At 69.6% G+C, this 23,440-nt stretch carries 16 protein-coding genes and 4 pseudogenes; 9 read left to right on the top strand and 11 right to left on the bottom strand.

The window, feature by feature from the left end:
- Positions 1-38: 38 nt before the first annotated feature.
- The 4 genes and pseudogenes from ACFVU7_RS36905 to ACFVU7_RS36920 form a co-directional block, all read right to left on the bottom strand.
- Positions 39-371 (bottom strand): annotated as a pseudogene (locus ACFVU7_RS36905) (transposase); the annotation flags it as partial.
- A gap of 289 nt (positions 372-660) precedes the next feature.
- Positions 661-792: pseudogene (locus ACFVU7_RS36910) on the bottom strand (reductase); the annotation flags it as partial.
- Positions 735-1,109, bottom strand: a complete 375-nt coding sequence (locus ACFVU7_RS36915) for an SDR family oxidoreductase (protein WP_388049994.1) — start codon at positions 1,107-1,109, stop codon at positions 735-737. The pseudogene ACFVU7_RS36910 and the gene ACFVU7_RS36915, both read right to left, overlap by 58 nt.
- Complete coding sequence (locus tag ACFVU7_RS36920; RefSeq protein WP_388049997.1) at positions 1,019-1,423, bottom strand: SDR family oxidoreductase; 405 nt, start codon at positions 1,421-1,423, stop codon at positions 1,019-1,021. Before ACFVU7_RS36920 ends, ACFVU7_RS36915 begins: the two co-directional genes overlap by 91 nt.
- Positions 1,424-1,487: 64 nt before the next feature.
- Here ACFVU7_RS36920 and ACFVU7_RS36925 point away from each other — a divergent pair.
- The 5 genes and pseudogenes from ACFVU7_RS36925 (at position 1,488) to ACFVU7_RS36945 (ending at position 5,134) form a co-directional block, all read left to right on the top strand.
- A pseudogene (locus ACFVU7_RS36925) lies at positions 1,488-2,802 on the top strand (IS256 family transposase).
- 317 nt (positions 2,803-3,119) lie between these two features.
- Entirely contained in the window at positions 3,120-3,761 is a 642-nt protein-coding gene (locus ACFVU7_RS36930; RefSeq protein ID WP_388050000.1) for a DUF6230 family protein, read from the top strand.
- 41 nt (positions 3,762-3,802) lie between these two features.
- Positions 3,803-4,156, top strand: coding sequence for a DUF6114 domain-containing protein (locus ACFVU7_RS36935; protein WP_388050069.1), 354 nt, complete (start codon positions 3,803-3,805; stop codon positions 4,154-4,156).
- Between the two features lie 299 nt (positions 4,157-4,455).
- Positions 4,456-4,812, top strand: coding sequence for a hypothetical protein (locus tag ACFVU7_RS36940; protein WP_388050077.1), 357 nt, complete (start codon positions 4,456-4,458; stop codon positions 4,810-4,812).
- A gap of 142 nt (positions 4,813-4,954) precedes the next feature.
- Positions 4,955-5,134 carry a hypothetical protein gene (locus tag ACFVU7_RS36945; RefSeq protein ID WP_388050080.1) on the top strand — a complete coding sequence of 60 codons (180 nt, stop codon included), beginning with the start codon at positions 4,955-4,957 and terminating at the stop codon, positions 5,132-5,134.
- Here the strand turns inward: ACFVU7_RS36945 and ACFVU7_RS36950 are convergent.
- The 6 genes and pseudogenes from ACFVU7_RS36950 to ACFVU7_RS36975 all read right to left on the bottom strand — a co-directional run.
- Positions 5,090-5,209, bottom strand: a pseudogene (locus tag ACFVU7_RS36950) (hypothetical protein); the annotation flags it as partial. The gene ACFVU7_RS36945 and the pseudogene ACFVU7_RS36950 overlap by 45 nt on opposite strands.
- Before the next feature lie 1,402 nt (positions 5,210-6,611).
- Positions 6,612-7,250, bottom strand: coding sequence for a class F sortase (locus ACFVU7_RS36955; RefSeq protein WP_388050072.1), 639 nt, complete (start codon positions 7,248-7,250; stop codon positions 6,612-6,614).
- 16 nt (positions 7,251-7,266) lie between these two features.
- Positions 7,267-7,659, bottom strand: a complete 393-nt coding sequence (locus ACFVU7_RS36960) for a hypothetical protein (protein ID WP_388050003.1) — start codon at positions 7,657-7,659, stop codon at positions 7,267-7,269.
- A 1,254-nt stretch (positions 7,660-8,913) separates the two neighbouring features.
- A complete protein-coding gene (locus tag ACFVU7_RS36965; RefSeq protein WP_388050074.1) occupies positions 8,914-9,189 on the bottom strand; it encodes a hypothetical protein in 276 nt (91 codons plus the stop codon).
- Between the two features lie 258 nt (positions 9,190-9,447).
- Positions 9,448-9,585 (bottom strand): hypothetical protein, encoded by a 138-nt coding sequence (locus ACFVU7_RS36970; protein WP_388050006.1) that lies wholly within the window; start codon positions 9,583-9,585, stop codon positions 9,448-9,450.
- The gene (locus tag ACFVU7_RS36975) at positions 9,569-9,961 is read right to left on the bottom strand and encodes a cupin (protein WP_388050009.1); all 393 of its coding nucleotides are present in this window, start codon (positions 9,959-9,961) and stop codon (positions 9,569-9,571) included. The genes ACFVU7_RS36970 and ACFVU7_RS36975 overlap by 17 nt, the downstream gene beginning before the upstream one ends.
- Positions 9,962-10,700: 739 nt before the next feature.
- Between ACFVU7_RS36975 and ACFVU7_RS36980 the strand changes: the two genes are divergently transcribed.
- The gene (locus ACFVU7_RS36980) at positions 10,701-11,378 is read left to right on the top strand and encodes a hypothetical protein (RefSeq protein WP_388050012.1); all 678 of its coding nucleotides are present in this window, start codon (positions 10,701-10,703) and stop codon (positions 11,376-11,378) included.
- Between the two features lie 524 nt (positions 11,379-11,902).
- On the opposite strand, the gene ACFVU7_RS36985 is transcribed toward ACFVU7_RS36980, so the two are convergent.
- Positions 11,903-13,414: a GMC oxidoreductase gene (locus ACFVU7_RS36985; RefSeq protein WP_388050015.1), complete on the bottom strand. Its 1,512-nt coding sequence runs from the start codon at positions 13,412-13,414 to the stop codon at positions 11,903-11,905.
- Between the two features lie 535 nt (positions 13,415-13,949).
- On the opposite strand from ACFVU7_RS36985, the gene ACFVU7_RS36990 reads away from it, so the two are divergent.
- The 3 genes from ACFVU7_RS36990 (at position 13,950) to ACFVU7_RS37000 (ending at position 23,430) form a co-directional block, all read left to right on the top strand.
- Positions 13,950-20,036: an SDR family NAD(P)-dependent oxidoreductase gene (locus ACFVU7_RS36990; protein WP_388050018.1), complete on the top strand. Its 6,087-nt coding sequence runs from the start codon at positions 13,950-13,952 to the stop codon at positions 20,034-20,036.
- Between the two features lie 371 nt (positions 20,037-20,407).
- The gene (locus ACFVU7_RS36995; protein ID WP_388050021.1) at positions 20,408-21,856 is read left to right on the top strand and encodes a hypothetical protein; all 1,449 of its coding nucleotides are present in this window, start codon (positions 20,408-20,410) and stop codon (positions 21,854-21,856) included.
- Complete coding sequence (locus ACFVU7_RS37000) at positions 21,853-23,430, top strand: PfaD family polyunsaturated fatty acid/polyketide biosynthesis protein (RefSeq protein ID WP_388050024.1); 1,578 nt, start codon at positions 21,853-21,855, stop codon at positions 23,428-23,430. Before ACFVU7_RS36995 ends, ACFVU7_RS37000 begins: the two co-directional genes overlap by 4 nt.
- Positions 23,431-23,440: the final 10 nt, after the last annotated feature.

A 23,440-nucleotide genomic window follows, 5' to 3' on the forward strand; every position in this document is an offset into this window, starting at 1 on the left:
TCAGCCGCATGTCTAGTGTCCTGAGTCTGGAATTCACTTCAGATATCCGGCGAGGCGTTCGAGGATCTCGTCGGCGGGTAGGGCTTCGGGTCGGTGTTCCATGTGGCGATCGAGTCCTTGATGTCGGCTTCGAGGGCCTGAACGGACTTGTGGACGCCTCGCCGTATCTGTTTGTTCGTCAGCTCGGCGAACCAGCGCTCGACCAGGTTGAGCCATGAGGAACCGGTCGGGGTGAAGTGCAGGCGGAAGCGAGAGTGTGCCACCAGCCAGGGCTTGATTGCTGGCGTCTTGTGGGTGGCGTAGTTGTCCAGTACCAGATGGACGTCCAGGCCCTCGAGGACCTCCTTGTCCAGCAGCAGGAGGAGGAACTTGCGGTTCGTCACCGGGAAGAGCTGCGGCCGCAACTGGGCCAGCCGTATCATTTCCCCCCGTTCGTCCGGCAACTCCGCGATGCACCTCCCAGCCAGCGTGCGGCAGGGGCATCATCGGGAAGCCGAGTCCGACCCCCCGGCCGAAGTGCTCGTCTAGTTCCAGCGGCTGCGGATCGACCACGTGGGCCTCGCTCCGGGCGGGCGCCACGAGGGAGAGCTGGGTGATCATCTGGCTGACCCGGTCCACGGCCGCCACCGGCATCGGAAACGCGTGCGCAGAGAAGCGTCCGGCCAGGACGCTCGCCTTGGTCAGCCGCATGAACCAGTCGCCCGGCGCGACGTGCCCGCGGGTGGACGGCAGGATCACTCCCGGCGGGTACACGGTGACCGGAAGTCCCGGCCGTACCGCCTCGCCCGCCAGTACCTCGGTGACGAACTTGCTCTGGCAGTATCCGATTTCGATCGGTCCGGTAACGGCTCGTCCTCCCTGATCGGGCCGGTGGCTCCCTCCCTGAACCGCCGGACCAGCGTTCCCAGAGTCGATACGTGGTTCACCGGTGCGCCGCCCGCCTGTGTCGCGGAGGCCAGCACGTTGACCGTCCCGGTCACGTTCGCCTCGCGCGCCGTCTCGTACGGAGCGCCCAGGCTCACGATCGCGCCGCAGTGGTACACCACGTCCACCTCGTCGGCCAGCGCCGCGTACTTCGCCTCGCGGAGCCCGAACCCCGGCTGTCCCAACGCCCCCCCGGACCGCTGACGCCCGCCCCACCTCCGCGTCCGGACCCATGCGCCGCCAGGATCTCCTCCAGCCGCTCACGCGCCGCCGCCTGGTCCTGCCCGCGCACCAGGCAGTGCACCTGCCACAAACAGGCCCGCAGCAGATCCACCAGGAGGTGTCCATCCAGGAGATCGGTCGCCCCGGTCAGGAGCGCCGCTCGCGGCATCGCCCGGCTCCGGGTGCTGCGGGTGTCTTCTAAGACTGCTTCGACGGGCAGCGCCAAGGCCCCGCCCACTACGCGCGCCGTCGCCTCGGACATCCGAATCGCTTCCATATCACCAGGGTGCGCAGCGGGAGTGCCATGAATCAGGTGGACACCCTGATCAAGGGAGACACTGATGAGCTCGCGGACGGATCAGCAGATCGGGTCGGTTCCTGACGGGTCGGTTTCGTCGGAGTCGGGAACAGCCGATGGGTCGGACGTGTTGGCGTCGGTCGCCGAGCTGGCGGCCGAGCAGGCCAGGGCCGGCGGGATGCAGCTGCTCGGTGAGGGCGGGCTGCTGCAGCAGCTGACCCGGCACCTGCTCCAGGAGGCTTTGGAGGCCGAGACGGACGAGCACCTGGCGTCCAGTGCGGAGCCGGGCCGGTCGGTGCGCAAGGGCGGCAACGCGCGCAACGGCTACCGGATGAAGACCGTGATGACCGAGGCCGGCCCGGTCACGCTCGAGGTGCCCGGGGACCGGGCCGGCACGTTCGAGCCGAAGGTCGTGCCCCGGCACGCGCGCCGCACCGAGGGCCTGGACAACCTCGTGGTCTCGTTGACCGCGAAGGGCCTGACCAGCGGTGAGATCGTTGCACTCCTGGCCGAGGTCTACGGCATGGCCACCAGCAAGGAGACCGTCTCCACGATCACCGACCGGGTACTGGAGGGCATGTCCGACTGGCGCACGCGTCCCCTCGACGCGGTCTACCCGGTCCTGTTCGTGGACGCGGTGAACGTCAAGGTCCGCGACGGCCAGGTCGCCAACCGGCCCGTTTACGTGGTCCTTGGCGTCACCGCGGACGGTTGCCGCGACATCCTGGGCCTGTGGACCTCCAGCGGTGGCGAGGGCGCCAAGTACTGGCAGTCCGTCCTGACCGAGATCAAGAACCGCGGAGTGAAGGACTGCCTGATCCTCATCTGCGACGGCCTGGCCGGGCTGCCCGACGCCGTCGCCCAGGTCTGGCCTCAGACTGTGGTGCAGACGTGCATCGTCCACCTGCTCGGGAACTCCTTCCGCTACACCTCCGAGCGGGACTGGGCAGCCGTGGCCCGGGACCTGAAGCCCGTCTACACCGCGCCGAACGAGGCCGCGGCCCTGGAGCGGTTCGCGGACTTCGCCGCTGCCTGGGAGGCGACCTTACCCGGCCGTGGTGAAACTCTGGGAGAAGGCCTGGCCCGAGATGGTGCCCTTCCTCGCTTTCGACGCCGAGATCCGGAAGATCATCTGTACCATCAACGCCATCGAGAGTCTCAACTCCCGCTACCGCAGGGCCGCCGGTGCGTGCGGTCACTTTCCCAACGAGCAGGCCGCCCTCAAACGGCTCTACCTGGCCACCCTCGCGCTCGACCCCACCGGACGCGGCCGGCAACGCTGGAGCAAGCGCTGGATGGCCGCCCTCAACGCCTTCGACATCGCCTTCGACGGGCGCCTGTCAGCCGGACGGGCGTAGGCAACCCGGCCCACACCCACCAGGAAGATCAACACCTAGGCCAACCGGGTGTCGTACACCTAGATCGTGATAGTCCCTGCGCAGCTGAGACGACCACTGCAACGGCGTGGCCCCCGCCTTCGCTGAGGCCGGTGTGATAGGCGGAGTCAGCAGGATTCCGGCGCGGTCACGGATCCGATGGTCACCGAGATGGCCGCGGTCACCGGTCCTGCAGCCGGACGGGCGGTGAGTCGTGTCCAGATGACTGTTGGATTCGTTGGGTCGGTCGTGTAAACGACTCGACGGAGGACTCAATGGCGGCATTTCGGCGTGGTCGCGTGACGGATTCCGTCGTGGCGGCATACGGGCATCGGCCCCGCGCGGGCAGACGGGTACGTTCGCACACCGCCTGGGGCAGCTTTGCGCTGTTGGGTACGGCGGCAGCGGGGTTGTCGGCGACGACGGTGTGGGCGACGGTCGCGTCTGGTGTGCCGACCACGTTCGCGGTGTCGGGCAGTACGTTCCGCGTGAGCGGGGACCATTTGTCCGGCACGGGTGCGGCACAGTTCGCCTCTTACACCACCGACTCGGACGGAACTCGTCGTCCGGTTGCGGTCGCGGGCATCAAGCATGCCCGGATCACGGGCCTGTGCCAGTCGGCGGTGGCCCACACGCCACTCGGTGACGTCACGCTGACCATCCGGTCGGCGGGCACAGCACCGGTGGAAGCGGTCGACATGGTCATCGACCTGGAACGGCTGGAGGGGAATCTGACGTTCGGGAAGGTGCAGATGGGACGTGACGCCGCGACGCTCGACGTCATCGAAGGGGCTCGGGGGGAACGGGGCCAGTACGGGCAGCAGGCCCAGACACTGGAGGTGGAGGGCCTGCGAGTATCCGCGTGGTCGATTACGGCGGGCTCGTTCAGCCTGAAGAATGCCACCATGTCCATCCGGCTGGGGGATCAGTCGTGCCCGTGAACCGGAACCGCGGTGGTCACCGGAACCCGATGTGGGCCATGATGTGGATTCGAGTCCGTGAGCGCCCGTTGGGCGCTGCGGCGATGATTTCGAGTGCCGGCATGGAGATCGCCTATTTTCCCCTGCGACGTCCTGATCTGCTGCCAATGCAGGGGATGGGGGCGACGTCCTCTCTGCTCCTGGGCAGTGGCCTGGTCGGCTGTGCGGTGATCTTGCTTGCGCGCCCAAGGCGTGCGCGCCCGGTGGGGGCCGTGGCGGTCGGTTTGGGCCTGGTGTCGGTGCCATTGGCAAACCTAGGTGGGTTCCTGCTGGGCATGGTGCTCGCGGCGCTGGGTGGCGCGCTCGCGATGGCGTGGCGGGTCGTGCCGTCGTCTGCCCCGGAGCAGGGCGGATGAATCGCCGGCGGGCCGCGGCGCTGGTCATCCTGGCCCAGACGGCGACGCTGGTGGCGGCGGCCCCGTCGGGCTACCCCGTCCAGCTCCCTCACGCACTACCCGAGGGCACGCACGCATCGCTGCGGCCGGCGGGGCCGGACGGATCATGCGATCCCCGGTTGTTGCCCACTGGAGACACGGATGTAGTCGGGGCCGCGACCGCCCTGGCGAGATGCCTGGACCCGGTGGGTGAGGACGTTGTGGACCGGACGGTGGGCCGCCGTGGCGGTCCCGTCGTTCTTGAGGCCCGGAGCATGACGGTGACCGGTCTGCTCTGTCCGGCGTCCGATTCGATGCCGGGAACGTGTCGCGCCGACGCGATCACTCTCGACGACGTGGTCCTGCGTTCGGGTGAGGCAGCGGGGCTGTGTACTGCGGCGGCCCGGCTGGTCGTCCGAGGGTCAGTGCGGTTCGCGGTGGAGTGGGCGAGCGGGATCGTTCTCGGGCTGCTGCCCGTCGTCGTGTCCACTTGGGCTCTGCCGCCCGTTCCGCTGCCCTACGTGCGGCTGACGCAGGTTCGCGGATGGGGTGTGTCGCTGAACGCAGACGAACTGCGTGGCCTGGGCATGGTCCTGGGCTGGGGATCGCAGTGTGCCGGACCGCCCGGGGGCGGTTGAGTTCGGGCGGCCGGGCGGTGTCGTCACCGCGGGGCACCTGGCCGGTACGGGGTCGGCGAGTCGTGTCAGGTGTGGGAACTCGAGCCGGGACTCTCCTCTTGGTGCGGCAGGTGTACGGACGGGCCATCGGCGGGTGGTTCCCATGCGGCCCCTGGGCCTGCAGGCACGGGCGAGCGTCGGCGTCGCCACCCAGCTCCAGCCGAGCGTGTACGATCTTTATGATGCCTACGATGGTGCCATTGCTGCTCAGGAGTTCTATTGGCGGGATGTCGACGTCGAAGTGCCGGTGCAGGCCGACCAAGAGGTCGGCGGCTATCAGTGAGTCTGTGCCGTAGTCGTCGCCCCTGCGGCGGGGGCCCAGGAGGGTGGGTTCGGTGTGCAGCACTCCGGCGAGCATCTCTCGGACAGGTGGCGTACGTGCATGTCCACGGCATCCGTGTAGGACATGCTCTCGAAGGTGTCCTTGCTGTGAGACAGGGGCTCTTCGCCCGGGCCGGCACCAGGCCCGCCAGGCGGAGCCGGACACCTATGGGGACAGCATGGCGGCGCGTTCCCGGTCGTAGTGGGCCACCGCAGCGACCACGGTGACCGCGCCGACCGGGTGTCGATCGCGGTCACCGGTGGTGGAACCGCCCAGTGTGTGCCTTTTGGCGGCGTTGTCGCCGTTACTGCCCGACGCGGGGGGCGGGCAGTACATCGCGGTGTTCGAACCTGACGACCGTCTGTGGCGTGGACGGGCCTACGGCCGGGATCAGGATGTCATCGTCACCAGCAAGTCCGATCGGGCGATGTCGGTGTGCGCCGACGAGCCCGATCGTCCCGGCCGGTGGGCGGTCGGCCAGCTGCGGCTGGCGCCGGACGATGCGGGAGTTCATCCCCCGACGCTGCTTCGGGGCCGACCTCGTTGGAGAAGCGTCGTTGGCCCGTCGGATGCTGCTGTCGCACGGCTGGCAGGTGACCGTGGTGCGGGAGCGGGTTCACCGGCTGGAGGCCGCCCGGCGGAAGCACGCTGGTCATGTTCGACGGCCGGGCAGTACGGAGCACTGCGGTCGTGCTGTGTATCAAAGATCAGCACCGGACGAATCCGTTCGGGCTGGCAGGCCGGCCTGGTTTAATCGCTGACCCGTTCCCGACCGTGGATGTGCTGGCCGGTGTTCCACAGGACGCATCGGTTACGGTGATCGGCACCGGGCTGACGGCTGTTGACGCGGAATCGGGGCTGGTCGGTCTCGGCCACCACGGGATGGTCCGCCTGTGGCACTGCGTGTGCTCCAGCAGGCGGTCCCGTACATCGGTCAGGAGTTGTGGTGTTTGCTGCCCCGGCGGGACAAGGCGGCGCGGGTGCCGCGCCACCACACGACGATCACGAGCTTGTGCTGCCCGATGCCCTCGGTCTCCGGCGAGCGGTTGCTGATGTCGGCACAGACCGGCTGGCTCGAAGTGCACTGGGGCCTGCGGGCATCACCGCCCGCGCCGGGGACGGTACACAGCACGTGGCCCTGCGCGCCGACACGGTGGTCAGCGGTGGTACGAGCACTACGCATGTGATCCGCGCCGAGTCACGGGACTTGGTGGCCGGGCTGCTGGAGCAGGGGATGGCGGTCGCCAACCTGTTCGGAGGACTGCGTGTGGATCCCCCGACGAGCAGGCTCGTTGAGTCGAAGGCATTCCCTCCTCGGCTCTTTGCCCTGGATGACCTCAAGCGTGGGGCGTACTACTTCACGTCCGGCATGCCGGTGATCGTCCGACGCGCCCGGGACATCGCCGCTGCTCCGGACCGGCCTCATGCGGGCAACCGGTCAGCCTTCGGCCTGAGCGCCGGAGGCGGCCGCGGTGGCCGCCGTGAGGTGGGCGAAGAGGACGACGTTGCTCAGGTACTCGTGACGCGTATGGTCGTAGGGCCCGCCGCAGGTGACCATGCGGAGTTCGGCGCGGGGGGTGGGCCCATAGACGAGGGCGGTGGGGAACCGGGTGCGGGGGAAGACCTGTACCCGGTCGGTGGTGAAGGTGGCGGTTGATCCGTCGAGGCGGGTGATGTCGACAGTGGCCCCGTTCGGGACAGCGGACAGGCCCCAGAAGACGGCTGGTCCGGTGGGGGTGTCGACGTGGCCGGCCAGGACCGCCGCTCCGGCGGAGCCCGGTGTGGGGGTGCTGCGGAGCCAGGCGGCTGTCATCGGCATGGAGTAGGGCGGGAGTTCGGGTTGCCCTGAGCTGTCGGTGCCGAGCGCGATCAGGGGCGCGTCGAGCTTGACCACCCCGATGTGGACGCGCAGCGGTGTGGAGGGGGACAAGGGGTCGTGCGTGTCGTCGGCCGACCCGGCGCTGCTGACCGGGGCGGCCTGATGCTGCCCGGCGCCGGTGGCGCTGCTGTGCGCGGGTACCAGGACGAGCGGGACGAGCAGCACCGCGCTGGATGCGGCTGCGGCGATCAGCCACATCCAGCGCACGCAGTGGCTATTCACTGTTGGGGTGCGCCCGCTTGTTTCGGGTGGACTTGATGACTCTGAGGCCGCTGGCCGCCGCGACGAGCCCCAAGGTTCCGTAGGCGGTCAGGGCGAGGCCGGGGTGGGAGGAACCAAGCACGGCGGCCTGCCGGGCTGCCCAGCCGCCGCCGGCGGCGATCGGGCCCGAGTCGGTGACGGTGAGGGTGGCGGTGGCGATCTCCTGATCCAGATAGCGGACGGTCACCGGGTAGCTTCCCGGCTTCGTCCCGTCGGCGACTCGCGCGACGCCGACGTAGAGGTTCTCGCTGAGGAGGGCGAGCGCGACTGGGTCGGCGAAGGCCGGTGAGGACGCGGTCACCGGCGGGTCGGTGCGGTTGCAGGTGAACGGGACGGCCAGCCGCACGCTCCCGCCAGGATGGGCCGCGGCAGGGTCCAGGAGCAGCGTCTGGCCAGTTGTTCGGGCGCACGGTGCGGGGTCGGCTGGCGTGCTGGTGGCCGCAGGGGGCTTGGTCGGTGAGGCGCTGACTGGGGGGTCCGTCACGCCGCAGGTCATCGGATGCTGCTTGCACCATTCGGGTGGCATGCCATCGCTCGGTGCCGCGTGTACTGCGGGACAACCGACTACGAAGATCGCGCTTGCCATCACAGTGGCGGACCCCAGGCGGCGTCTGGTCTTCAACGCAGGACTCCTCTGCATGCGGCTTTGTTCAGTGTGGGAGGGGAACACAGCCGGTGCGGCTCGCTGAGGTCCGCGCTGGGTCTTCGCGCGGAGCGGTGGCTGCATCCGATACCGGGGGGTGCCCCGGGCGCCCTCGTGGACGGCGGGGTGGCGCCCGGCCGGGGCTGCGTACACGCAGAGGCAAGCACACCGGCGGCCACCGATCTGTGACACACGCGGCGACTTCCTTCCGCGAGCCTTCGGACAGCCGAGTCCTCCGACTGTCGACTATCCGACACTTCCTCCAGGTGGGCTGCTGCGGTGCGATAGACGTCAGACCGACCGGACATTCCGCTGGGGCGAGCCCGCGCCGCCGGCCGACGACGTGGACGGATCCCAACCTGTCACCGGGCCGGAGGACCTCCGCCGCAGGCACTTTCCTTCCCCCGTCAATCCGGGAGCGGGACGTGACTGCTGCGGGAGCCGCCCAGCGGTGGGGTTGGTGTACCGGGTGGTGCGCGGCGTCCCGGTGGATGTCTCGCCGACCCAGTTCGGTACCTCATGGAACTGCTGATGCTGCTGGCGCCGGCAGGGACGGCCGACGTTGCCCATCCCGCTGCCGAGCGGGCGACGGCCACGGCGGAGCACGTCCTGCGCTGCCTCCAGGAGGAGCTCACCGCAACGCTGTCGCCTTTACGGGACAGCACTGGTGCGGGAACCCTCCCCGGCCGGCCTCACCCCGCTCGCCGACGGGATAGGGCTCGGGCGGCCGTGAACGTTGAGCAAGGCGTTCGGTCCGGTGCCCTCCGCCTCACCCTGCCCGCGTCCGTCGGGGGTTTCGCGACATCGCGCGACAGCCACGAGGCTGTCCACGACTACCCCGTTTGCGATTCAAGAGCGCGATTTTGCGGCGCCAGCAAGGAGTTTGCTGAGGTTGTGGACGGTGCCGAGGAGCATGATCTTGGTGTTGACGGCTCGGCGTCTGCCGCAGAGCACACGTTAACGTCCCTTCAACGGGCGGATGGTGTGGGTCTGCTCGGCCCGGCCGACCGAGCCGTGGATGTCGTGCAGCACGGTGCTGGTGACGCCGCGACCGGCCAGGCCGAAAGTGACGCTGACGTCCAGGCCAGCCCAGTGGTCCTCGGGGCGACGGTGGAAGTTGACCGTCAGGTCAACGCTGGGGAAAATCCACTCTGCGGGGTCAAGCCGTACGGCGACGCCGTTGTCGGTGTCCACCAGTTTGAAGGCGTGCGGGTCGCTGACATCGCGGACCAGGCCGCGGGGCGCGTCGCGCCGGTGGGCGTCACCTCGGCGGCCGGCGCCAGCACGGGGCCCGTCCGACTCGTCGCCTTAATCCTCGCCGGTGCGGCGTCCCTCGACCGTTGCGGGGGCTGGTGGTGTCGACCGGTTTGGGTGCCGGTGCGTGCGCGACATGCTATCGCCCGAGATCGGGCACCTGCGGTCGGCGGCCGGCCCCACGGAGAGCCTTCGCCGTCGGGCCCGGCTCGCAATCGCAACATGGCCACGGGAGCTTCAGGCCGGGGCAGCCATCGGCAAGGCGCATACGGTGGTCCGCACGTGGTCGGGCAGGTCGATCAGCTCCAGCCCCTCCTGCTCGGTGGGGTCGGTGCGGGCGACGATGGTGATTACATCCTCACTGTCGGTGTTCACCGGCATGTGCCGGACGCCCGGGGGAACGTACGAGGAAGTCGCCCGCCTTCACCACCAGGTGCTCGTGCAGCTCCGGCCCGATCCAGGCTTCGGCGCGTCCGGCGACGATGTAGATCGCCGACTCGTGTCCGGCGTGCAGATACGGCCGCCCCTGCGTCCCGGCTGGAATCAGGAGGCGGTACAAGCACAGGCCCGGGGAGCCCGTGGACCAGGCGGAGGTCCCGAGCGCGAAGATGTGGCCCTGCTTCCCACTCTGGGCATCAGACCGCACCACGACGCAGCTCAGGTCGCTCGTATCGCCAGCTAACCGCCTTTCGCAACCGCCCGCGAACGGTGTGGGATCCTGCACCTTGCCCATGAAGCGGCCGTCCACCATCGCTCGCGAGCGTCTCGGTGGCGGGCCGGCGGGCCTACGATGGCGCATGCCCCGAATGTGTACAAACCTGGCTCTGGCTGTCGGTGCTGCCGCGTCATCCGGTTCGAGCTGGTTGTGTGCCGCGGGACCAGTGTGCTCGGCAACTGCCTCGGCCCGCCGGAGGCGTGGACGCGAGCTCGCGACATACCTTCCCTGGGGGTATTGACAGATGGTGATCACCTTGTACCTCGGGCACCGTTCCTGTCCGATGTGTAGGCGCCGGACAGGAACGGCCGGGGAAGGGCCGGTGTCGTCCGCATCGTGGATCTCCCGGCTCCGAATGCACAGGATGCGGGCGTTGGCTGCTGCCGTACGAGCAGGCCGCCAGGGACAAGCACCTCAGCCGCGTGCGAGGAAGAGTGGCTGGCCCGCGAGGAAGGCTGAGAGGGAGGCGGCCAAGTGGGTGCGGCCGTGCTAGTTGACGTCACCCATGTTTCCGAGCGTCGTCGACACCGAGCCCGTGTAATGGGTGTCCTCCTTCGCGTTCGCGGCCGGATATGACGGGCGATCCCCCGATCAGCGGCATCGCCGGTGCAGGGTGCTGCCAACTGCGGAAGGATCTGTAAGACCTCGGAGTATCGGGACATCTACCGGGCCACGAGGAGTATTTTCTCAGATGCTGAGGGGAAGGCCTACGATGACCAGTTCGCGAGTCGCAACCAGCACGCCGAATTCAACCTCCTACGTGAATCTGGTCAATGTGAACGACGTGGACGGAATTCTGACCGCGGTGGGTGTCGCGAGCGGTAAGAACTATCACTACGTCCAGATCACCATCGACGGAACCCAGGTCGTATCGGATCTGCTGGTCGGATCGAACGCGCAGGTGACAGCAGCGAACGGGGGCCTGGGCATCGCACTGCCGTTCAGCAAGTCGCTGCAGGTGGACGTCAAGGATGACCCGGCGAGCCCTTTGACCAGCTATTGGGCTGCCTACGTGACCAGCCGTACGGAGCCGTCCGGTGAACCGGATATCTACGTGACCGACCACGACGGGCAGCCTTTTCTGCGTGAACGCGCCGAGTTCGGGACTGGCGAGAACCGGTACACGATCGACACGCTGCTGGGCCCGCTGTACCGGTCCAAGGTGCAGCTGAGCGGCGATTACTTCCTTCCTGATGAGCGGATTCAGGGGACAGTGCTGCTGCAGCAGGGTCCGAGCGAGCATCGAGAGCCGATGTCCGCAGACGTCACCCTGTGCGTTCGCCCCTACGGCTTCAACAGGATGCTCGAAGAGCTGTATGTGGGCCACGTCGAAGGCGAGCAGGATTTCGTCTACGATCCTGGTAGTGAGCTGATCCGAACTGGTGGCAGGTTCGAGATCATGGCGGATATCCCGGCTTTCATGAACATTCCGGCCGTCTTCTTTCGCGCATAGCGCGGGCCGCTTCGCCCTGTGCTGGGAAGGGCCGGTCGGGGGTCGATCATGTTCGGCCGAAGGCGGGAGGTCGTCGCGTGGGTGCTGTTCTGAGTCCAGAGACCCTGTCGCGATAGGTTCGTAATCCACCACGACACGACTTGACGATTCGTCAGTGTGCCGCCCGAGGGGCGTGCGGAGTCCGGCTGTCCAGGTGCTCCGCGCGGGGATGGATAGCACGGTTCGGCAGCACAGGAAGGATGCCGTCGAGGGCAGTGGTGCTGCGGTCGCTGACCTGGTTGTCCCAGCGCTCGGCGCGGGACGTATGGGCCGGTTTGCGACCACTGTGAGACTCTGTCGGATCATCAAATTGCGCGAGATATCGGCAAAGTAGGGATTGGCTTGCGACCACTTCACCGGCATTCACGCCTGCTGGCTCCTCCACGCCGAATACGAAGTCCTCGGCGACGCCGAGGGCTGGAGCTCTTCGCCCTCATCCACGACGGCGTCACGGAATCCGTGAGCCTGTAGGGGAACAGGTGCCGTCATCCGCCGGCGGCGATGATGTCGGTGAGGGCGCGTTCGGCGATGGCAGTGATGGTGAGCGACGGGTTGGCGCCGCCGACGTTGCCCGGCAGGAGGGAGCCGTCAACGACATACAGCCCTGGATAATCCCTGATCCGGCCTTCAAGATCGGTGACGGTGCCCAGGGTGCAGCCGCCGAGCGGGTGGGAGGTGATCGCGGGCGGGATGTTGACGGTTACGGGCAGGCAGCCGGGGTTGGCGAGGGCGACCCGGTCGCTGTGGGCGAGGATGGCGCGCCCGGCGGCGGCGGACCTGTCAGGGCTCCAGTCCAGCCGGACCTGGCGGGTGGCGCGGTCGTAGCGGAAGGTGCCCCGGTTGTCGGTGTCGACGGTCATGGCCAGCGTCACTACAGCCGGGGCTGCATGGTAGCCGGGCAAGACCCAGCTCTCCACGAGTAGCGGAATCTCGTGCTCGTGGGGGAAAAGCGACGCCGAAGCGCTGGGGGAGCCCTGGGAACCGCCGTGGAACGCGAGCGGTTGGGTGCGGACGTTGACGTGGTCGCCGTTGTCGCCGAATCCGCTGCCGAGAGAGGCGGGCAGCTCGGGCAGGTCCCCGCGTTCGCGCGCGGCCACCAGCAGGCGGTTGGTGTTCAGGGTGCCCGCGGCGAGGAACAGCAGCCGGCAGGTGTACTCGACGCTGTCCGACAGGGTGCCGTCCGGGCCGGGGCGGCGCACTTCCAGGGCGTAGCGGCCGTCCCGCCGACGGTGGACAGAGCGGACTTCGTGCTCCGCCCGGAGCTGGACGTTGCCGGTGGCCAGTGCGGCGGGAAGATATGTGTGGGTCAGGGACCTCTTCACGCCGTTGCTGCACCCGAAGTCGGATTCGCCGATGGTCGCCGACAGGGGAGCGGTACCGCGCAGTTCACGACGGACCACCTCCCAGTCGAAGGTGGACTCCAGGGGGAACGTTCGGCAGCCGGCGTTCGCCAGCTGCCGGTCCCACAAGCGGGAATGCGTGAACGGCGCGGACTCGTACACGTCGCGGGGCATCGGGGATGAGCCCAGCATTGTCCGGGCTTTGGGGAACCAGACCCGCTCGAACTCGGGGTAGGGCAGCTCGGCGGGGTAGAGGCGCTCGAAGTAGCGGCGTGGGGGAGCCAGGGTCACGCCGGTGTAGACCATGGAGCCGCCGCCGACGGCGGCACCGCAGGCTACGGCCAGGTCGCGTTCCTCGCTGACCTCCAGGATGCCGGGAGCAGGGTTGACCGGGGTGGGCGGGAGCCCGAACCAGTAGGTGGAGCGACGGAACCAGAACATCGAATCCGTGATGCCGTTGGCGGATCCGAACGCCGGCTCCTGCGGGAGGACAGGCCACTCGCGACCGCGTTCCAGGACGAGGGTGTCGACGCCAGCTTGTCCCAGCCGCAGGGCCGCTACCGATCCGCCGAAGCCGGAGCCCACTACCAGGGCGTGGAAGTCGGTGCGGGTGCCGGCGGCGGTGGCCCTGGGGCCGGGCCCACCGAGGACAGCCATACCCAGGCTGGCCAGTGTTCCCCGAGCGGTGAGGCCGAGCACGCTCCGGCGGTTACGAGAAGACAAGGGGACTCCCGGTGTCGGTGGTGGAGATGCTCGGGTGTTCGGGGCGGGCATGCTCCGCGCTCAGGCCGAGGCTGGTTGCACGGCCGCGGGCGAGCCGGACGATGGGGGCGGGCAGGGGCCGGATCGCGGCATCGGTCGTGGCCGATGGCGCTGCCCGGCCGGTGTGCGGCCGTCGCCCTCCGGTGTTCGGGAACCGTTCTCGGCGTCACTGCCCGCTCCCGTCGGTTGGATGGGTTGATTCGTGTAACGAGGTCGTCCGGAGCGGGATGCGCACAGTCGTCCCTCCGGTGCAAGGCCCCGGTTGAACCAGTCGGGTGGTCATAGCGGCTTGTATGTGCAAAGACCGTTTGGCGGGCGAAGTATAAAGCGACGGAGAAACAGCCGGAGGAAATTGATGCGGATGAGCAGTCAGGCCGGTGCGGCCGCCACAAATCTAGGCGCTGATGTCGATGCGGTGCCCGACCGGGCCATGGCACGGACCCCGATTGCCATCGTTGGGATGGCGGGAATTTTCCCCCGTGCGCGTACCGCCCGCGAGTTCTGGAGCAACGTTGTCACCGGCGAGGACTGCACAGGCGACGTCCCCAAGCAGTGGTGGGACGTTGCCCACCACTACGATCCCGATCTGTTCGCCCAGGACAAGACCTACTCCCGGCGTGGGGGCTTTCTACCGGCGGTGACCTTCGACCCGCTCGAGTTTGCGATGCCCCCGGCCTCAGTCAGCTCGGTTGGCCTGGTGCAGTTGCTCGGCCTGGTGGTTGCCCGCGACGTCCTGCGTGATGCCGGCTGCCCAGGCGCCCCGTGGTACGACCCGTCCCGCACCGGGGTGGTGCTGGGCGTGTGTGGTGCCAACTCCAGCATGATGCCGCTCGGTTCGCGCCTGCTCGCCCCGGACATGCGGCGGGCGGCCCGAGCCAGTGGGCTGAGAGAACCTCAGATCGACACGTTCATCCGGCACTTCCTCGAACTGCATCCAGAGTGGACAGAGGACTCGTTCCCCGGGCTTCTCGGCAACATTGTCGCCGGCCGGGTCGCGAACCGATTCGGCTTCGGCGCGGCCAACTACACCGTGGACGCGGCCTGCGCCAGCTCGCTGGCCGCTCTGCGCGGCGCCGTCGCCGAGCTTCTCGACCACCGGGCCGACTTGATGATCACCGGCGGTTGTGACGCTGACAACTCCATCGTCACATACCTGTGTTTCAGCAAGACCCCGGCTCTGTCGCCCAGTGACCGCTCCCGGCCCTTCGACCGGGACGCCGACGGCACCCTGCTGGGCGAGGGAGTGGGCATGCTCGCCCTCAAACGGCTGGCCGACGCCGAACGCGACGGCGATCGCGTCTACGCGGTCCTGCGCGGCCTCGGCTCCTCCAGCGACGGACGCACCGGAAGCGTCTACGCCCCCTGCGGTGACGGGCAGCTCGCCGCACTGCGCGCCGCCTACGCGGACGCCGCCGTAGCCCCGAGCAGCGTCGAGCTGATCGAGGCGCACGGCACCGGGACCTCTGTCGGCGACACCGTCGAGGCGAACGCGCTGGCCACCTTCCTCAGAGCGCCCGGAGATCGCCGCTTCGCCGCCGTGGGCAGCGTCAAGTCTCAGATCGGGCATGCCAAGGCCGCAGCCGGCACCGCAGGGCTGATGAAGGCGGCCCTAGCCCTGCACCACCGCCTGCTGCCGCCGACCATCGGCGTTGACCACCCTTCCGAGGCGTTCGCGCCGGGCGAGGACCAGCCCCTCTACCTCAACACCCGGGCCCGCCCGTGGATCCAGGACCCGAACCGCCCGGTCCGCCGCGCCGGCGTCTCTGCCTTCGGGTTCGGCGGCATCAACTTCCACGCAGTCCTCGAGGAACACCCCGCCAGCCATGGCCACGCCCGGATCGCCCACCCGGCCCCTCGAGCCCACCTCTGGCACGCCCCCGACCCCGAGTCCCTGCTGAGCCTGCTGGAATCCGATGCCGGGCCGGACAGTGGCCCGATCCCGGCCGACCACGCGCGCCTCGGCTATGTCGCCGTCGACTGCGACACCGTGGCGCGCCTGCGAAGCCTGGCCGTGGCCCAGCTGCGCGCCCAGCCCGGCCACCAGGACTGGCACCACGCCGAGGGGATCCACTACCGTCGGCGGGCCCTTCCGGCTGGCACCAAGGTGGCAGCCCTGTTCGCGGGCCAGGGCAGCCAGTACGTGAACATGGGCCTGGAAGCACTGCTGACGATCCCCCCACTGCGGACCGCCTTCGACTCCGTCAACGCCCAGTGGGACGACAGCGAACCGCTGGCCCGGGTGGTCTTCCCCCCGCCAGGCGGAGACCGGGCCGTCGATACCGCCCGCCTGCGCCGCACCGCCTACGCCCAGCCCGCCATCGCCGCCCTGAGCATGGGCCAGTTCCGTTACCTCACCGAGCTCGGCCTCACCGCAGACGCAATGCTCGGCCACAGCTTTGGCGAGCTGACCGCGCTGTGGGCGGCCGGAAGCCTGCGAGACGACCTGGCGATGGCCCGGCTGGCGACCGCGCGCGGACGGGCGATGGAGGCCGCCACCGAGGACGGCGACCCCGGGGCGATGGTATCCGTCCGCCTGCCGGAGCCGCAGGCCGTCGAACTTGCCCTTGAATTCGCCGGGCTGGTGGTCTGCAACCGCAACACCCAGGACGATGTTGTGCTGGGCGGTCCCACCGCGAGCGTCGTCGCGTTCGTCGAGGAGTGCCAGCGCCGTAATATCCCCGCGTACCGCCTGCCGGTGGCCGCCGCCTTCCATACCAGCCACGTCCGCTCGGCCGTGGGCGCGTTCGCGCAGTCCCTCGCGAAGGAGCGGATCGGACCGCCGACCGTTCCCGTCCTGGCGAACACCAGCGGCGCCTCCTACGGTCCCGATCCGGAGCACAACCGCCGCGTGCTGGCCGAGCAGCTCGGCCAGCCAATCAACTTCGCCGCCCGGCTGCGGGAGCTGTACGAGGACGGCGTGAGGGTGTTCGTCGAGTTCGGCCCCCGGCAGGTGCTCAGCGGCCTGGTACGGCGCTGCTTCGAGGCAGCGGAGGTCGAGGCCGTCCCGACCGACATCGGCGAGGACGCCGACTCTGCCCTGGCCTTGAAACTGGCGGCGGTGCGACTGGCCGTCCTCGGCCTACCGATCGAGGACATCAACCGCTACGATGCCGACGAGGCGTCGGCGCCGGCCGAGCCCTCCGCCGTGGCACAGGTCCTGAGAGGGCCGAACTTCGCCGTCAACGCGGTCCGGGCAGGACTCCCGGTGCCAGCCGCCGTCGAGGCTGACCAGCAGCCGTCGGCCGTCCGGCCGGTCCAGAGCGCAGACCTTCCACAGCCACCGACCCCACCGGTACCCCGCCACCTGGCCGACGCAGCCACCGAGCACCTCACCATGCACAACCGCTTCCTGAGCGGCCAACTGGACATCGCCCGGGAACTGGCCACCGCCCTTGCGGACCCCGATCCAGACCCCCAGGCCGCAGCCCGCGCCGAGCTGGTACAGCGCCACAGCCTGGCGCTCAGCGAAGCCCACACCCGTGCGAGCGAGCTCTTTGCCGGACTGCTGCACCTGCCGTTCCCCAGCCGCGCCGCCGCTGCCGCCGTCGCCGCGCCGCCGGCCCCCTCCCGGCCGAGTGACACGGACCCCCCAACCGGCGACGCCCCGTACCCGGGCACCCCGCCGTACACCTCCCGGGAGGAGGGGCCGCCGGCCTCCGGGGCCGCCCGAGAGACGGGCATTCGGCCCGCGCAGCTACCAGCAGCCCGCCCGGCCACCGCCGACCTGCTGCGGGCCAGCACGACCGGAGTGACGGGCCCGTCCGGCGCGTCCCCAGCCGCCCTCGACGCTCCGATGGCCGTGGTCGACCTCGAAGAGGTCGAACGGGTCCTGCGGGAAATCGTCGCCGAGAAGACCGGCTACGCCTTCGACATGGTCGACCCCGACCTGGAAATCCGCGCCGACCTCGGGATCGACTCCCTCAAGCAGGTCGAGGTCGCTGCCGAAGCCTGGCGCCGCTACCCCGTCATCCCCCGCGAGGAGATCTACCGCTTCGCCGAGGCACACACCATCCGGGAGCTGTCGGCCCTGCTGCGCGAAGTGCTCACCACCACCACCACGGCCCTCAGTATCGCCGACCCCGTACCACTCGGCCGTGCCTTCCTCTCCCTGTGTGACCTCCCCGTCGCTGACCGGCTCCTCGACGCCTACGGGCCGAAGCCGGCCGCGCTGCTCATCGACGATGGCAGCGGACTGGCTGCCAACCTCTCTGCGGCGTTGTACCGGGAAGGCTGGCAGGTGCGCACGGCCGCCCTGCCTGAGGTGCCCGTGACCGGCTCCGCCCGAGCACTGGCAGACTGGTCCGAAGAAGAGGTAACCGCAGCGGTCTGCGAGGCAGGCACCTTCGACCTGTGCCTGCTGCCCGCCGGACAGGAGTCCCTCACCGACCCGGAACATGTCATCGCCCGGCTGCGGCATGCCGTCCTGCTGGCGAAGCACTGCGCATCCGTACTGCGCGCCACTGCACACGAGCAGAGCCACCGAGCGGGGTTCGTGACCGTCACCGACCTGGACGGCTCGCTCGGCCTGGCCGGCTCAGGCGCTCGCCCGTGGGCCGCACAGGCCGCGGGCCTCGGCGGCCTGGTTAAGACCCTCGCGCTCGAGGAACCGACCCTGTTCTGCCGTGCCGTTGACCTGGACCCGGAGCTGGACGAAGCCGCCACAGCCGAGGCGCTCCTCACCGAGCTGTACGACCCGAACACCGCCCACATCGAGGTCGCGGTGGGCTCCCACTCCCGGCGCAGACCGGAGTTGACCCCGGCCCCGGCCCCGCTGACGCCTACACCGCCCGACACCGAGGTCCGGCCGCAGGATCTACTCCTGGTCACCGGCGGCGCCCGGGGCATCACTTCCTGGTGCGTAGAGCGACTCGCCCAGCAGACTCCCGCCGGCTTCCTACTACTCGGCCGCACACCCCTCACCGACGACCCCGGATGGGTCGGCGACACCACGGACCCGGCGCTGCTGCGCGAACTGCTGGCCCAACGGATGCGTGAGGAGGGCCGCGACCCCGACCTCCCCGCCGCCCGCACGACCCTGGACCAGCAGACCGCCGACCTCGCCTGCCGACAAGAGATCCGGGCAACCCTCACCACCCTGCGGGCCCACGGCGCCACCGCCGAATACCTGGCAGCAGACCTCGCCGACCCCGAGGCGGTCCGGATCGCCCTCGCGCCCCACCGCTCGCGCATCACCGGCCTGCTTCACGGCGCCGGTGTCCTGGCGGACGAGCCGCTCGCCACCAAGAGCCCGCACAGCATCGCCCGCGTCATCGACGCCAAACTCACCGGCTTGCGCACCGTCCTCGCCACGCTCGACCCCGAACAGCTGCGCCACCTCGTCGTCTTCACCTCGATCGCGGGCATCTTCGGCAACGCCCGGCAGACCGACTACGCGCTGGCCAACGAAGCCCTGAACCGCTTCGCCTGCGCCTGGCAGGCCGCACACCCGCGCTGCCGGGTCTCCGCGATCGCCTGGGGCCCCTGGCAGGGAGGGATGGCCTCACCCGGAATGCAGGACATCTTCCTCCAGCACGGCGTCCCGCTCCTGACCCGGGAACAGGGCGGCGACTACTTCGTCCAACAGATGAGTCCCGCACACACCAGCGATCTGGTCACCGTCATCGGACCGACCGAGCCTGTCCTCCGCCGCCGCCCCCAGGTCCTGACCAACCCGCTGACCGTACGCCGCCCCCTGGCTGGCCTGGCCGACCAGCCGCTGCTGGACCACCACCGGATCGACGGCGTCCCGGTCCTGCCCATGACGGCAGCCGTCGGCGGCTGCCTCAACCTCGCCGAGCAGCTCCAGGACGGCCGCAGTGCAGTCGCCTGCACCGACTTCACCATCCAGCGCGGACTGCTCTTCGACGGAACCCAGCCCGAGCACCTCCACCACCTAGTGAAGCCGGCCGTCAGGACCGGCGGCCTCACCATCGGCGTCCATGACAATCCGTCAAAGCCAGCCCGCTACGAGGGGCAGGTGCTCACCGAGGACCGTACGCCCGCCCCCGGTCCGCTTACTCTCCCGGAACAGTGCGCGAACCTTTCCCGCACGCGGCTCCACCCCGCCTACGCGGACGGCTTCCTGTTCCACGGCCCCGCCATCCAGGGGCTCTACCAGGTCTTTGAGCAGGACGACGACCGCCTGGTCATCGCCGCACGACTGGACGAACCCCTCCTAGCCGGCGGTACCTTCGCAGGCCGCCGCTACAACCCGGGCAGCGCGGACCTGCTGCTCCAGGCCGCCGCACTCCTCGGCCGCGAAAGGGTCGGTTACCGCTGCCTGCCCGTCGCCGTCGACCACGTCGCCCTGCACGCGCCGCTGCCCGACGGCAGACCGTTCGTGATCGTGGCCGAAGCCGGAGAACAGAGCCCACTCTCCATCTCGTTCACCGTCAGCGCCTGCACCCCCAGCGGAAAGGTCCTGCAACGCTGGACCGGACTCAAGACGATCATCGCCGTGCCGCAACTGGCCGCACGCGCCGCTTGGCCGCACGCCGACGAGGAGCCCAGGCAATGACAGACACCACACCCCTGGACGAGGAACTCAGTTTCCACGGGACGCCCTTCACACCCCTCCTACCCCTCAACCCCCAAATCCCTGCGCTCGCTCCTGTCTCCGTTCCTGCCCCCTTCCCGGACGCCGCCGGCCCTGCCGACCCCGTCACCGCCCTCACTGCCGGAGTGCGCCGAGCCCACGCGGCCACGCTCTCGGCGCACCAGGCCTACCTCACCCTCCTGCGCCGGACCCCAGCCACCCTGCCCCGCCCGGAACCCGCCGCACTCCGGTGGCTGACCGGCCCGGACCCGTCCGACCCGGGCGACTGCCCCGGCCCGGCCGTCGCTCTGCTCCACCTCACGGCGCCGGATCCCCTCCCTGCTGTCCGCCTGATGCTCGCCGAGTACGCGACCCAGCTCGGCCTGCCCAGCTACCTGCCCGAACCGGTCCTCAGTCCCCACGACGCACCAGAATTCGGAGTCGAACTGCACCACCCCATCCGCCCCGGAACGACAGTGATGGCCGAGATCGCTCCCCGCAAAGTGGCCCTCACCCCACGGCCGCACCTCATCGCCGACGTCACCCTGCGGGCTGGCGACCACCCGATCGGACAGGTGCGCGGAGCTGGCCTCAAAATCACAGAGGGGCCGGGCACCCATCTAGCCGCCACTGAAGCTCCGAGCGGAGTCGCGGTCGCCACCCGCCGCTGCGCCGACGGGCGGCCCGCGCGCGTCAACGAGTTCCACATGGCGCTGCTGGCCGAGGGCGACATCAATGAGGCCCTAGGGACTCCCGGCCTCGCACTGGCCCGCATGCGCACCCGGCTGCCCCGTGGCGAACTGCTTATGCTCCACCGCTCCCCAGACCCGGCACGGCCCCACGGCGAGTACCTCCCCGGCGCCGCGATGACGACTGAGTACGACGTCCCGAAAGACCCGTGGTACCTCCGGGACAACGGAGGTAGGGCCTTCCCTCTGCTCGCCCTCCTCGAGATCGCCCTCCAAGGGGCGGCGATCGTGGCCATCGCCCACGGCCTGATCCTGGAACACCCGGACCAGGACCGGGCGGTCCGCAACCTGGAAGGCCGCCTGACCCTTCGGCACCTTCCAGACCTCGCCGGCCGCACCGTCACCCAGCGCTCCACCCTGCTCTCTCATACAGCCCTGCCCGACTGCGAGATCCAGCGGTACGCCTTCGAACTCAGCGTGGACGGCCAAGCCTTCTGCTCCGGAGAGACCACATACGGCTGCTACGCCGCGGCCTCTCTGGCGGAACCCGGTCGGCCCCCGGGGCCCGGTACCACCCCGTCACCCTGGCTCCACCTGCCGCAGGCCCCGCCCCCTACTGCCCGCCCGGCCGTCGCCTCCGACGCCCGCCTCGGCACTGGCCGCCTAGCCCTGCTCGATGACCTAGCGGTCGTCTTCCAGGGCGGCGCACACGGCCTCGGCTACGCTCTCGGAACTGCCCGGATCGACCCCCACGCCTGGTACTTCGACCAGCATTTCCTGCACGATCCGGTCATGCCCGGATCCTTCGGCCTCGAGATGATGCACCAGTCACTGCGCGCGTACCTCCTGCACAGCGGCCTACTCGACGCCATGCCGACGCCCGTCCTCACCATCGGAACCGCCACCGAACTCGCCTGGGGCTACCGGGGGCAGATCCTGCCCTCGCATCGTACGGTCCAGGCCGAAGTGCACCTGACCGACCTCATCTCCGGCGGAGGGAAGCTCACCGCACGCGCCGACGGAGCACTGTGGCGCGACGGCCTGCGCGTGTACCAGGCAACAGGCCTGAGCATCGTTGCCCGGCCCGGTACCGACCACAGGCCGACGCCATGACACCGGCACCAATCCGCGAGCGGACGACGGCCTTCGACGCCGATGCAGTCCGCGAGATGCTGCTACACCTGGATCAGCCCTGCTACATCGTCCGTGTCGCCGGACGGGTCGGCGCCCGGCATACCCTCCCGTCCGGCAGCGAAGGCGAACTGCTAGCCGCCGTCGGCCCGCTGGCGCCGGACCGGCTCGGGTCGCCCACACTGATCGACGAGCAAGGCCTGCGCGGCGCCTACATGGCCGGGTCGATGGCCGCTGGCATCTCCTCCGTCGAACTGGTCACGGCTCTGGTGCGCGCCGGGTACCTGGCCTCCTTCGGAACTGCCGGTCTCCCCGCCGCCCGTGCGGAGGACGGCCTGGCCCGCCTCGGCCGGGCCCTGTCCGGCCGGCCCTGGGCAGCCAACCTGATTCACACGCCGACTGCACCCCGGCTCGAACGCGACTGCGTCGACCGGTTCCTGGCCCATGGCGTCCGGCGGATCGAGGCGTCCGCCTTTGTCCGCCCCACCGCCGAACTGGTCCGCTTCCGCACCCTCGGGCTTCGCCAGGACTCCCGGAGTGGCGTGCACTCCGAGCACCGCGTGATGGCCAAGGTGTCCCGCTGCGAAGTGGCCGAGCACTTCCTCCGGCCCGCGCCTGCCGAGCTCCTGGACGAATTGCTCCAGCGCGGCGCCATCAGCGCGGAGCAGGCGGAACTCGCCCGCCGGGTGCCGCTCGCCGACGACCTCACCGCCGAAGCTGACTCGGCGGGGCACACCGACCGCCGGCCGCTGGCCGTGCTCCTGCCGCTCTTCACAGCACTGCGCGACCGGCTTGCCCCCCGGGTGAGGATCGGCGCGGCTGGCGGTATCGGCACCCCGACCGCCGCCCACGCCGCCTTCGTCCTCGGCGCCGACTACGTAGTCACCGGTTCCGTCAACCAGGCATGCGTCGAGGCCGGAACCTCTACCACCGTCAAGGAACTGCTGGCCCGGGCCGGGATCGCCGACTGCGCCACGGCGCCGGCCGCCGACATGTTCGAACTCGGCATCGATGTTCAGGTGCTTCAGCGGGGCAGCCTCTTCCCCGGCCGGGCCGGACAGCTCTACCGGCTCTACCACCGACATGACAGCCTCGACGACCTGACACCCGCCCAACGAGACCGGCTGGAACAGCAGCTGTTCCGACGGAGCCTGTCCGAGGTCGAACACGACACGATGGCCTGGCTGGCGGAGAACCAGCCGGAGATGGCCGTGCGTGCAGCCGCGGACCGTCGCTTCAGAATGGCGGCCGTCTTCCGCTGGTACCTCGGCCAGTCCTCCCGGTGGGCTCTCGAAGGCACCCCGGACCGCGTCGCCGACTTCCAGATCTGGTGCGGCCCCGCGATGGGCGCCTTCAACGCCTGGACGGCCGGCACCGACCTCGCCGAGCCGAGAAACCGCCACGCCGCGACCGTTGCCCGCGAACTCCTCACCGGTGCCGCCTATCACGCCCGAATCGGCCAACTCCGCCTAGCCGGCGTGCGATTGCCAGCAGTGTGCGGTGCCTATCGACCCACCAAGGCGTGCGTGGGCCATGACCAGCCGCGTTCGCCCTGATCCGGCTGCA

It is taken from the genome of Kitasatospora sp. NPDC058046, assembly GCF_042885595.1.
GTDB lineage: Bacteria > Actinomycetota > Actinomycetes > Streptomycetales > Streptomycetaceae > Kitasatospora.